This is a genomic window from Mangrovimonas sp. TPBH4 (assembly GCF_001280505.1).
Classification (GTDB): domain Bacteria; phylum Bacteroidota; class Bacteroidia; order Flavobacteriales; family Flavobacteriaceae; genus Mangrovimonas_A.
In genome coordinates, this window is record NZ_LBIO01000057.1 from 121141 (window position 1) to 132621 (window position 11481).

The 11481-nt window shown below is 38.6% G+C and carries 11 protein-coding genes; 4 read left to right on the forward strand and 7 right to left on the reverse strand.

Annotated features, from left to right (window positions below):
* Positions 1-58 precede the first annotated feature (58 nt).
* Positions 59-874, reverse strand: a complete 816-nt coding sequence (locus ZA05_RS13490; RefSeq protein WP_053992369.1) for a 2,3,4,5-tetrahydropyridine-2,6-dicarboxylate N-succinyltransferase — start codon at positions 872-874, stop codon at positions 59-61.
* Between the two features lie 136 nt (positions 875-1010).
* On the opposite strand from ZA05_RS13490, the gene ruvX reads away from it, so the two are divergent.
* From ruvX to mazG, 4 genes are all read left to right on the forward strand, one after another.
* Positions 1011-1427, forward strand: coding sequence for a Holliday junction resolvase RuvX (gene ruvX / locus ZA05_RS13495; protein ID WP_053992217.1), 417 nt, complete (start codon positions 1011-1013; stop codon positions 1425-1427).
* 105 nt (positions 1428-1532) lie between these two features.
* On the forward strand, positions 1533-2123 hold the full coding sequence (gene def, locus ZA05_RS13500; RefSeq protein ID WP_053992218.1) for a peptide deformylase: 591 nt from the start codon (positions 1533-1535) through the stop codon (positions 2121-2123).
* Between the two features lie 65 nt (positions 2124-2188).
* Entirely contained in the window at positions 2189-2629 is a 441-nt protein-coding gene (locus ZA05_RS13505) for a DUF5606 domain-containing protein (RefSeq protein ID WP_053992219.1), read from the forward strand.
* A gap of 95 nt (positions 2630-2724) precedes the next feature.
* Entirely contained in the window at positions 2725-3498 is a 774-nt protein-coding gene (mazG, locus tag ZA05_RS13510) for a nucleoside triphosphate pyrophosphohydrolase (RefSeq protein WP_053992220.1), read from the forward strand.
* A gap of 200 nt (positions 3499-3698) precedes the next feature.
* Here the strand turns inward: mazG and ZA05_RS13515 are convergent, their stop codons facing one another.
* The 6 genes from ZA05_RS13515 to ZA05_RS13540 form a co-directional block, all read right to left on the reverse strand.
* Positions 3699-5690, reverse strand: a complete 1992-nt coding sequence (locus tag ZA05_RS13515; protein ID WP_053992221.1) for a DUF349 domain-containing protein — start codon at positions 5688-5690, stop codon at positions 3699-3701.
* Between the two features lie 93 nt (positions 5691-5783).
* Complete coding sequence (locus tag ZA05_RS13520; RefSeq protein WP_053992222.1) at positions 5784-6521, reverse strand: shikimate dehydrogenase; 738 nt, start codon at positions 6519-6521, stop codon at positions 5784-5786.
* Positions 6514-7533 carry a DUF368 domain-containing protein gene (locus ZA05_RS13525; RefSeq protein ID WP_053992223.1) on the reverse strand — a complete coding sequence of 340 codons (1020 nt, stop codon included), beginning with the start codon at positions 7531-7533 and terminating at the stop codon, positions 6514-6516. Before ZA05_RS13525 ends, ZA05_RS13520 begins: the two co-directional genes overlap by 8 nt.
* 1 nt (position 7534) lies before the next feature.
* Positions 7535-8548, reverse strand: coding sequence for a DUF368 domain-containing protein (locus ZA05_RS13530; protein WP_053992224.1), 1014 nt, complete (start codon positions 8546-8548; stop codon positions 7535-7537).
* Positions 8549-8721: 173 nt separating this feature from the next.
* Positions 8722-10131, reverse strand: a complete 1410-nt coding sequence (locus ZA05_RS13535) for a tetratricopeptide repeat protein (RefSeq protein ID WP_053992225.1) — start codon at positions 10129-10131, stop codon at positions 8722-8724.
* A 158-nt stretch (positions 10132-10289) separates the two neighbouring features.
* Positions 10290-11480 carry an aspartate aminotransferase family protein gene (locus ZA05_RS13540; protein WP_053992226.1) on the reverse strand — a complete coding sequence of 397 codons (1191 nt, stop codon included), beginning with the start codon at positions 11478-11480 and terminating at the stop codon, positions 10290-10292.
* Between the last annotated feature and the right edge of the window lies 1 nt (position 11481).

Consider the following 11481-nt stretch of genomic DNA (forward strand, 5'->3'; position numbering starts at 1 on the left):
CGGTAGGTTAAAAACACAAACACCCTTAAGGAAAGAGTGTTTGTGAAAATATATGTGATTACACGGCTACATCGTACTCGCGTAACGCATTGTTTAAAGAAGTCTTTTTATCGGTACTTTCTTTACGTTTTCCAATAATCAAGGCACATGGCACTTGGTATTCACCAGCAGCGAATTTCTTTGTATAGCTTCCAGGGATCACTACAGACCTTGCAGGAACTACACCTTTCATTTCAACAGGCTCGTCTCCGGTTACGTCAATGATTTTTGTAGAAGCCGTCAAGCACACATTTGCACCCAATACTGCTTCTTTTTCAACGCGAACACCTTCTACAACGATACAACGAGAACCGATAAAGGCATTGTCTTCAATAATAACTGGAGCAGCTTGAAGTGGCTCTAAAACTCCACCAATTCCAACACCACCAGATAGGTGTACGTTTTTACCAATTTGCGCGCAACTTCCAACAGTAGCCCAAGTGTCTACCATCGTTCCTTCGTCTACGTAAGCACCAATATTAACATAACTAGGCATTAAAATAGTACCTGCAGAAATATAAGCTCCGTGACGTGCCACAGCATGAGGAACGACTCTAATTCCTTTTTCTGCATAGCCTTTCTTTAATGGAATTTTATCGTGGTATTCAAAAATGCCTACTTCCAAAGTCTCCATTTTTTGGATAGGGAAATAAAGCACTACGGCTTTCTTTACCCATTCGTTTACCTGCCATCCATCGGCAGTTGGTTCGGCAACTCTCAACTCTCCAGAGTCAAGTAAAGTGATCACTTTTCTAATGCTGTCAATGGTAGATTGCTCTGTCAACAAAGCTCTGTCTTCCCAAGCGTTTTCAATAATCTGTTGTAATTCGTTCATTGTTGTCATTTCAAAATTCATGCAAAGATAAGCCGATAATTTTTACTTAAAAAGGAGATGCTTAAATAATGGGGATTTAGGAGAAAATTGGCAAAGCCTTTAGAAAATATGGATTTTAAAATGGTATTTTTGTGGCATGAATGGAAGAATTTTAGCTATTGATTTTGGAACTAAACGCACAGGTATAGCCATAACAGATGAGTTGCAGATTATTGCTTCTGGACTTACTACAGTTGCCACAAAGGAGTTGTTGCCATTTTTGGAAGATTACCTTTCAAAGGAACAAGTTGTTTGCTTTGTGGTGGGAGAACCTAAGCGATTGAATGATGAGCCTTCGCAAAGTGAGGCAGCCATTCTGCCGTTTTTGAAAAAGTTGGAAGCTCGCTTTCCAGATGTGCCTATTGAAAGGGTCGATGAGCGCTTTACCTCCAAAATGGCCTTTCAAACTATGATCGATAGCGGGCTGAAAAAAAAGCAGCGCCAAAATAAGGCCCTGATAGATGAGATTAGTGCCACCATAATTCTACAAAGCTATCTCTCTTCCAAACAATAAGTGAAAAGCATGATTGGAATTGAGTGTTCGAACTCAATTAAATGAAGCCTAAAATTTCAAAAACGGTGTAATAGTTGTACTTTTGCATCCGAAAATAACAGACCTATGATTTTACCAATTGTTGCCTACGGTGACGCCGTCTTGAGAAAAATGGGTGAAAATATCACTCAGGATTATCCACAATTAGACACGCTTATTGCAAACATGTACGAAACCATGTATGGGGCATATGGTGTTGGCTTGGCTGCGCCACAAATTGGTTTGCCAATTCGCTTGTTTATTGTAGATACAGAGCCTTTTGCAGAGGATGAAGCATTTACTCCGGAAGAGCAAGAGCAATTGAAAAATTTCAAGCGCACCTTTATCAATGCCGAGATTTTGGAGGAAGAAGGAGAAGAATGGGCCTTTAATGAGGGCTGTTTGAGCATTCCAGATGTACGTGAGGACGTTTTTAGAAAGCCAAAAATCAAGATTCAGTACCAAGATGAAAATTTCGAGACAAAGGTTGAGGAATTTGACGGTTTGATTGCCAGAGTCATCCAGCATGAGTACGATCATATTGATGGTGTATTGTTTACAGACAAGCTTTCTTCCTTAAAAAAACGTTTGATAAAAGGAAAGCTTGCCAATATTTCCAAAGGGAAAATTAGAGTGGATTACAAAATGCGTTTCCCACTTTTAAAAAAGAAACGCTAAGAGTTAGGAGAGCTTAGGCAAAAAATTATATTTGCCAGCACAAAATTAAAAAGTCAATACAATTTATGGGATTAGATAAAATTCTTTCCATTTCAGGAAAGCCGGGATTATACAAAATAGTAACTCAAACAAGAAATGGAATTATTGCTGAGTCGCTTATTGATAGCAAACGTATCTCTGTAAACGTACACAACAACATTAGTGTATTGAGTGAGATTGCGGTATATACGTTAACAGAGGAGTTGCCTTTGTTCAAGGTGTTTGAAAAGATCATGGAGAAGGAAGAAGGAAAAGCAACTTCCATTAGCCATAAAGATGGTAAGGAAGCTTTGGAAGAGTACTTTTTCGGAATTCTTCCAGATTATGATGAAGATCGCGTATATGCTAGTGATATCAAGAAAATTGTTCAATGGTACAACTTGCTACAAAGCAACGATATGTTAGCGGCTGTTGAAGAAACTTCTAAAGCAGTAGCAGAGGCGGAAGCAGCTTCCGAAGAAGAATAAAAAACTATCCAAATGTGTTTACCTAAAGACACACTTTGTCTTTGGGTAAACGCAAATAGTTGTACTTTTGGTCATTCAAATCCTAAGCCTTTATTATGACAGATAAAACAGTACAACTTAAAGCCTTTGAACGTTTGTTGGTAATTATGGATGAATTGCGAGAGCAATGCCCATGGGATCGCAAACAGACCTTAGAATCTTTAAGGCACCTTACCATAGAAGAAGTTTACGAGTTGGGAGACGCCATCCTTGATAATGATTTGGAAGAAATCAAAAAGGAATTGGGCGATGTCCTGTTGCACATTGTGTTTTATTCCAAAATAGGAAGTGAAACACAAGCCTTCGATATAGCCGATGTATGCAATAGTATTTGTGATAAGTTAATCGATCGCCATCCGCACATTTATGGAGATGTAAAAGTGAATGATGAAGAGGATGTAAAACGCAACTGGGAACAGTTAAAGCTTAAGGAAGGGAAGAAAAGTGTACTGGAAGGTGTGCCTAGGAGTCTGCCTGCCATGGTAAAGGCCAGTCGTATTCAGGATAAGGTGGCAGGTGTGGGCTTTGATTGGGAAGAACCCCATCAAGTCTGGGAAAAGGTAGAGGAAGAGTTACAGGAACTGCATGCAGAGGTAGAAAAAGGTGATGTAGAAGCGATAGAAAATGAATTGGGAGATGTGTTTTTTTCTATGATTAACTATGCTCGCTTTTTAAAAATAAACCCCGAAAATGCTCTGGAGCGTACCAATAAAAAATTTATTTCCCGATTCAAATATTTGGAATCCAAAGCCAAGGAATTGAACAAATCACTTCAGGATATGACCCTTAGGGAAATGGATGTGTACTGGGAGGAAGCAAAAAAACAATAATTTTTTAATTTTTTTCACATCTCATAATCCAAATACAAGAGTTGCTACGTATATGTAATATAGAACTATGATTATAGTTTAATAATCATAAGTAGGTTAGCCTTAATTTAAAATAAGCGGATTTATTTTAAGGTTTTAAATTTAGTTTAGTTAGGGGTCAATATCCTATCTGTGGGCAACCACAGATAGGATTTGATTTTTTAGTACATCTCCTTTAGCTTTTTGAGCTTTTCTTCCCAAGTATTTAAGGTCACTTTATGGTTTTCAATATTGTTTAGAACATCCTTAACCATTGGGTTGTCTTCATCGACGTTTGAGAAGAATTGTAGATTGTTTTCCAACTGGTTGATTTCTCCTTTAACTTCATCAATCTTTTTACGAATAAAGTTGTGCTCGTTGTCCAAAAGACTGGTGTCGTTAGGTTGGGAAAGTGCCTCAAGTTTGTTCTCAAACTTGATCATTTCAATTTCCGTAGGATCCATGTCCAGTTTTCCAAACAACTCGTCTAAGGCTTTGTTGAATTTCCCTTCAATAAAACGTTTGTTGTGCGGTACATGACCAATTGCTTGCCATTCGGCTATTTTTTCTTTGATGGTTTCAATGTCAGCTTCTACGTCTCCACTTAAAGCAAGGCTTCCTAAGCTGTCAAGTAGTGCATTCTTTTTGTCAAAAGCTTCAAATTGTTCCTTATTGGCGGCATTCTTTTCGGCGTGCAGACGATCGAAATAGGCGTTACAGGCAGCCTTAAAGCGTTTCCATATTTTATCACTGTCCTTTCTTGGGACATGACCTATCTTTTTCCAATCACTTTGAATTTTCTTCATCAATGGTGTGATGGTTTCAAAGTCGTCACTGTCTTTATTATCTTCTGCAACTTGGATAAGATCCAATTTTTTCTGAAGATTATCGTACTGTTCCTTTTTTAGGTTTTTGTAGAAAGCGTTTTTGTTTTTGTTGAAAGCTCTTACGGCACCTTTAAATTTGGCCCAGGTAGCTTCGTTAACCTTGATAGGTACCTTTCCTGCATTAAAAAAGTCTTGCCTTAAGGCTTCCACCTCCTTAATTTTCTTTTGCCATGCCTGATGGGTTTTAGCGATGTCTTGGCCTATGACCTCTATTTTGGAAATGATGTCTTCCTTGCGCTCTAAATTGGCTTCGTAGGCCTTATCCAAATCTGCATAGTAAGCTTGGCGCTTATCGTGGATGATTTTTGTAGCATTGCTGAAACGTTCCCAAATGTCTTCACGGTGTTCTTTGGCAACAGGTCCTAGATCTTCCTTCCACATTTTATGGAGTACCTGTAATTCCCTAAAACTCCTGTTGACGTTGTTATCCTTGGCAAGTTCTTCGGCACGTTCAATAATTTTGAGTTTTTGATCCAAATTGTGCTTGAAGTCCATGTCTCGTAAATCGCGATTTAAATGAAGGAAGTCATAAAAAATCTCTACATGGTGGTGGTAAGTGTTCCAGGCATTGTTGTATTTATCCCTAGGGATTGGACCTGCATTGCGCCATTCTTCCTGAAGCTCCTTAAAATGCTTATAGGTGGTGTTGATGTTTTCTTCAACATTAATTAGGCCTTTAATTTCTTCGATAATGCGCAAGCGGTTATCAAGATTGTCCTTAAGATTGCGCTCTAAGTTTTTATAATAGGCATGTAGGCTGCTCTTGTATTCCTTATATAGGAAATTAAAGTCTTTCTTTTCCGGAGTGATAAAATAGAAGTCTATTTCATTTCCCCCATCATTGATAAACTCTTCTTTTTTCTCCTCTAAAAGCTCGCCGAACTTATCGTTGAATTCTGATTTGATCTCATTGACCTGAGATTTTATCGTCTGTATTTTATGGTGCTTGAGCAAATAATCCAGTTCCTTTACAAGTTGTTCCATGGTCATAGAATGGTAGTCCTTGCTCTCTACACTGTGTCTTTGACTGTTGTCTTCATCTTCCGCATCCTCTGCATTAGACTCATCAATTTCCTCTACATGAGCATCTGCTTTTTTGGATGCTTCGTTTTCGCTAGTGGTGTCGGATTTTTGGGCAGTCGTTTCTTCAGAAGTTTCTGCTTCTTTGGTAGGCTGCTCATTTTCTGGAGTTTGTGAAGTGTTGTTGGTTGTGCTTTGATCTTGGATCTCAGCAGGGTTTTGTTCGTTGTTTCCGTCTGCGTTTTGCAGGTTATCTTTCTCTGACATTCTTACAATGTTTTAGTTCGAAAATACTTAGAAAGCTAATATACTAACAAGCGCTTACATAACAAAAGGAGAGGCCGTGATTTTAAACGATTTTTAAGGCATATTCCAGATCTCCCAAGCCTTCTCTGCTTGTAGCTGTAGCATTTTACTCCCGTTAACAGTGGTAGCTCCTTTTATGTCTCCACAGGTTAAAAATTTAGTGTGTTCTGGGTTGTAGATAAGGTCGTATAACAGATGCCCCGAGGTAAGTCCATCATAGGGTATGTCTGGACATTGGTTAACATTGGGATGGGTTCCCAAGGGGGTGCAGTTTACAATAACGGTGTATTGTTTAAGGATGTCTTCGGTTAAATCTTGGTAGATAAACTTGACATTTTCTTTAGATGTTCTCGATACAAATTCATAAGCAAATCCCAAATTTTTCAGTGCGTAGGCGACGGCCTTTGAGGCGCCTCCCGTTCCTAAAATTAGGGCTGTTTTGTGGGAAGGTTTCAGATAGGGCTCCAACGAAGTTTGAAAGCCGTAATAATCCGTATTGAAACCTTTAAGGGAGCCGTCCTTTTGAATTTTTACAGTATTCACAGCTCCAACCTCCTCCGCGGTACTGTCCAGAGTATTTAAAAGCGGTATAATTTGTTCCTTATATGGAATGGTAACATTAAAGCCAATTAAATTGGGATTGTTTTGCAATACGGTTTTCAGTTCCGAAATAGTTTCCAGATCAAAATTTTCGTAAACAAAGGGAAGGCCTTCCGTTTCGAATTTTTTACTGAAATAGCCTTTTGAAAAAGAATAGGAGATGTTCCTGCCTAATAATCCTAACTTATGCATTTGCTCGACGTGTTTTTTGTCCGTATTTATCCAATCCCAAAACTATAAGAATTCCAATAATAATAAATAATAATGCCAAATAAGTGCTGGAGTTGAGTTCGGGGATATAGCGTTGGTAGTTTTCAATAATCTTTTGACCGGCCGAATCCAAAAGGTATTCTCCGTTGTCATTTTGTTTAAAGATGGTTTTTTTCCAAGGCCAAACAACGCCCAAAGAGCCTGTAATAAAGCCTATGATACTGGCCGTTGTTATGTGTTTGTAGTGTTTGATGATAAAGTTCAAAATATGGGAAAAAGTAACCAGTCCAGTTACTGATCCTAAGGTAAATACCATCAGGATTTTCAGCATTTTGATGCGGTGTGGATCTTTAAGAAAATGAAAATTGCCACTAATCATTTCGGTAATGGTATCATACAGGGCATTAACCGAATCTACCAATAACAACACATAGTTGCCCAATAGAATCAAAATAAAAGATCCTGAAAACCCAGGGAGGGTCATACCTGAAACACTGATAACTCCACAGAAAAATACAAATAGCAAATTGTCATTTTCAATGGCGGGATCCAGAAAACTAATTCCCAAGCCCAAGGCTATGCCAATAATAAGCGCTAAAATGGTATTGGTTTTCCAATGGTGAAAATCCTTTTGTATGTAGTAAATGGACCCTATGATCATGCCGAAAAAGAGACTCCATACATACAATTCGTAATGGACCAAGAAATAATCCAAGAGTTTGGAAACGCTGAAATAGCTGACAATCATCCCTAGGAACAGGAGTCCTAAAAAACGACCGTTAATGTAATTGTAGAAGCTCTTATAGCGTTTGTTGATCAATAACTTAAAGGCTTTGCCGTTTATTTTTTGAAGAGAATAGATAAACTCCTCATAAAATCCCGCTACAAAGGCCACTACACCTCCAGACACTCCAGGTACCTTGTTGGCAGCCCCCATGGCAAGCCCCTTGATGACAAGGAAAATGCGGTCTGAAAGTGTCCTGGTGCTGTGCATGCTATACGTTTTTGGAGCCTATTTTTTCTAATATGAAGATAGTAAAAAAACCAAGAATCATTAAGGCAATAGCTGCTCCCAATTGATTGTTCGCCAGTTGGTTGTTTAGTTCTGAATAGTCGAAAGGAAGTATGCTGTGCTCCGAAATCAATTTATAGGTGTCGAAATTTTGAATTTGCTTTTGGTACACAGAAAGCGTAGCCAATTCTGAAACCTCCGAAAAAGGAAGGACGGCTCCACTGGATTTTTCCATCACCATATCGGTAACTTTCCAAGGCCAAATCTTGTTTAGAGACCCAAAAATAAACCCGGTAAGAAGTGCTAGGGTCGTATTATGGTAATTTTTAAAAAGCCATTTCAAAATTCTACTAAAACTTAATAAACCAACCACAGCTCCCAAGGCGAAAATAGCGATTCGTTTTAGGTCAAAATCATGGAAGGCATCACTCAAGGTTTTATAGGCCCCCAGAATTACCAAGATAAAGGAACCGGAAATTCCGGGAAGAATCATGGCGCAAATGGCCAGAGCCCCTGCAAAAAATAAAAAGAACGGATTTTCATTACTGCCCAAAGAGGGGAGCGTGGTAATGTAAAACGCTAGGGTACTTCCTATAATTAAAGAAATAATGGTACCTAAAGACCAAGATTTAATTTGTTTGCCCACAAAAAAAATACTGGCTACTATAAGACCAAAGAAGAAAGACCAAATTAGAATGGGGTGGTTTTCAATTAAGTATTTGGCCAACCTCATAAAGGACACAAAACTGACTAGGATTCCTGTTAAAAGCGCCAAAAGGAAATTCCCGTTGAGTTGCTTCCAAAAGGTAGAAAACCCATCAGACTTCAAAGTTGTAAGCAGTGAGAGGTTGATGTTGCTAATACTGTCTATCAGCTCTTCGTATATTCCCGAAATAAAGGCGATGGTTCCTCCCGATACACCTGGAACGGCATCGGCAGCCCCCATAGCTGTACCCTTAAGGGCAATGATTATATAGTCTATTAAACGTCTTTGCATAGTACGGTTTCAATAAAGAAGCGTAAAGGTAAAAAACATCTTGAAGTATCGTTATGCAAACTTGAAATGAACTGAAATTATCTTATAAAATGAAGGTCTATGAATACCAAAAGCCAAGGAAATAATGAGTACTCCTTGGCTTTATGACAATTAAATTTTGTAGGCTTTAAATTTTAAGAAGAGGACTTTTTAGTACTTACCAATACCCTGTTTATGCTAGGGTCTTTGTGTACTTCAGGGAATAATTCCTCTAGGATATATTCAAATTCTTCGTTTAGGAGCAATCCGTTTTTTAGATGGTAATGCCCTTTTTCGCTTTCCAAAAGCTTAAAGTGCAACCCTGCCAAACGGTATTCAATTTCAGCGGTTTCAGGATAGAATTCTGCGGCTTGTATCAAGTTATAGATAGAGGCTTCAAATTCTCCCAACTGAATGAGGATATCAGATCGCGACAACCAAGTTTGGAGTTCGTAATTGCCGAGCTCCAAGGTTTTTTTATACCCTCTTTCAGCTTCTTCCAAAAAGTTTAAGCGATGATTGATCTGTGCATATAGTTTCCAGTAAAGGACATTTTCACTGTCAATATTGATGGCTTTGTTTATGTAATACAAGGCCTTTTGGTAATTGCGAGCTTTTAAATAAAATTTGGTGATGGCAATCCAACCTTTATCCAATAAAGGATCTTCATGTACGGTTTTATAGAAATACTGCACGGCCAATTCTTTATCCCCCAACTTTTCATAGCAATAGCCCATACGTAACAAGGCAAAAGATGTTGGGTCATCCAAAGCTAGAGTGATTTTATAGTTTTCAATGGCTTCCTCGAAATTTTTCTGTTTTTCAAGAACCTTACCTTTCTCAAGGTAAGCGCCTACAAAAGTATCATCAGAAATGATGGCAAAGTCATAAGCAGCCAAGGCTTTTTTGTAATCTTTTAAGGCAAAATATTGTTTGCCCAATTGGTGCCAAGCCACTTCGCAATAAGGGTTGTTGTCCAAATATTGATTTAAAAAGTTGATGGCTTCTTCACTTTCATCCAAAAAGTCAAAACAGTAGATAATGTTATAAAGTGCCGAGTAATCGTGCATGTCTATTTCCAGACACTTCAAGAAATATTCCTTGGCTTGGTCATATTCATCCAAGAACAAATATTCCATTCCAATAAGGGCATATAAATCGGAATCGTCTGGGTCCTGACTTAAGTCGAGGGCAATTTTTAAGGTGTTGATGGCACTTTTGTGGTCATCTCTTTTGGAGAGTACATTGGCCTTTTGAATGTAAATTTCCTCATTGGAAGGTTCCAGTTCATAAAGTCGATCCAAAAGTTGGTCTGCTTTTTCCAATTGGTTTTCCATAACGTACAATTCAATTTGGAACAATTGGAGGTTGGTGGAGGAGGGATGTTGCTCAAGCCCCATCTTTATCGCTTTCTTTGCTAAGGCTATCTTTCCAATTTCTAGATAATGGTGGATGATGTTCTCAAATTCGTTGGAGTCGAAAAATAAGACGTTGTTTGTCTTTAACATGGACTCAAATCTGGCTAGCGATACATTGTTGTGGTCGTTACTGTGGCTAAACTCCATAAGCAGATTTTATTGTTGTTGAAATAAATTTACTCTTCTATTTGGCTATTTGAAGATTTTAACGTTAATGTTTTTAACAAAATAATTAACATTCAGGTGTTTACTTCAATTCTTTATTCATTTAAGGCTTTGAAAAACAAGCGTTTGTTTTTTTGATTCTAAAGTGTTTGTTCATTCGAAATTTCATTTAAAACTGAAAGTATAATATTACAGCCTTCAATAATTTCGTTCTTAGATATGGTTAATGGCGGGGTTATTCTAATGGCTTTAGGCTCAAAGAGTAACCAAAATAATATCAATCCGCGGTCTTGACATCTTAAAACTACCTCATTAGTGATGTCTGCCGACGGTGTCATGGCTGCCAACATAAGTCCTTTTCCTCTAATTTCCTCAATTAGTGGATGTACCAAATGCTCACGTATGAGAGCCTCTTTTTCTAAGGCTTCGGCCATCAGGTTACTTTCTGTAATTTCCCTTACGGTAGCTAGGGCAGCAGCAGCAATAACTGGATGCCCCCCAAAGGTGGTAATATGTCCAAATTTAGGTTGCAATTGTAAGGTATTCATCATTTCAAGCGATGCCGTAAAAGCTCCAACGGGCATACCTCCACCCAAGCCTTTGCCTGTTACTAATATGTGTGGCGTACAGTTATAGTTTTCAAATCCGAATAATTTTCCGGTGCGTCCAAAACCTGGTTGGATTTCGTCCAAAATCAACAGGGCGCCAACTTCTTCACAGCGGGCCTTAACTTTTGTCAAGTAACCGTCTTTAGGTTCGATAAAACCAGCGCCACCTTGAATACTCTCCAAAATAACTCCAGCGGTTTTGGAAGTGATTTTATCAAGATCAACAAGGTTGTTGAATTCAATAAATCGTATGCCAGGAATCAAAGGACGGAAAGCTTGTTTGCGTTCTTCATGTCCCATCACACTCATGGAACCCATCGTATTGCCATGGTAAGCCGATTTGGCGGCGATAATTTCACCTCGACCTGTATAACGTTTGGCTAACTTAATGGCGCCTTCAATGGCTTCCGTGCCAGAATTTGTTAAATAGGTGCTTTCTAAAGGCGCAGGTAAATGTTGGGCCAAAAGTTTTGCAAGTTCTACGGCAGGTTCTTGGATGTATTCTCCATAAACCATCACGTGTAAATATTGGTCCAATTGGTCCTTAATGGCATTCACGACCCTAGGATGCTGGTGTCCCAAACTACATGCCGATACGCCAGCTACAAAGTCTAAATAAGCCTTGTTGTTAGCATCATAAATGTAGGATCCCTTGGCGTGCGATATTTTCATTGCCAACGGATTTGGTGAAGTCTGGGCTTGATATTTTAAGAAATCTTCCATA

Bases quoted from the DNA above. Each gene is read 5' to 3' on its own strand.
- ZA05_RS13540 (WP_053992226.1), bottom strand. From the start codon at position 11,480: ATGGAAGATTTCTTAAAATATCAAGCCCAGACTTCACCAAATCCGTTG.
- ZA05_RS13515 (WP_053992221.1), bottom strand. From the start codon at position 5,690: ATGTCAGAGAAAGATAACCTGCAAAACGCAGACGGAAACAACGAACAA.
- ZA05_RS13530 (WP_053992224.1), bottom strand. From the start codon at position 8,548: ATGCAAAGACGTTTAATAGACTATATAATCATTGCCCTTAAGGGTACA.
- def (WP_053992218.1), top strand. From the start codon at position 1,533: ATGATTTTACCAATTGTTGCCTACGGTGACGCCGTCTTGAGAAAAATG.
- ZA05_RS13525 (WP_053992223.1), bottom strand. From the start codon at position 7,533: ATGCACAGCACCAGGACACTTTCAGACCGCATTTTCCTTGTCATCAAG.
- ruvX (WP_053992217.1), top strand. From the start codon at position 1,011: ATGAATGGAAGAATTTTAGCTATTGATTTTGGAACTAAACGCACAGGT.
- ZA05_RS13490 (WP_053992369.1), bottom strand. From the start codon at position 874: ATGAACGAATTACAACAGATTATTGAAAACGCTTGGGAAGACAGAGCT.
- ZA05_RS13505 (WP_053992219.1), top strand. From the start codon at position 2,189: ATGGGATTAGATAAAATTCTTTCCATTTCAGGAAAGCCGGGATTATAC.
- ZA05_RS13535 (WP_053992225.1), bottom strand. From the start codon at position 10,131: ATGGAGTTTAGCCACAGTAACGACCACAACAATGTATCGCTAGCCAGA.
- ZA05_RS13520 (WP_053992222.1), bottom strand. From the start codon at position 6,521: ATGCATAAGTTAGGATTATTAGGCAGGAACATCTCCTATTCTTTTTCA.
- mazG (WP_053992220.1), top strand. From the start codon at position 2,725: ATGACAGATAAAACAGTACAACTTAAAGCCTTTGAACGTTTGTTGGTA.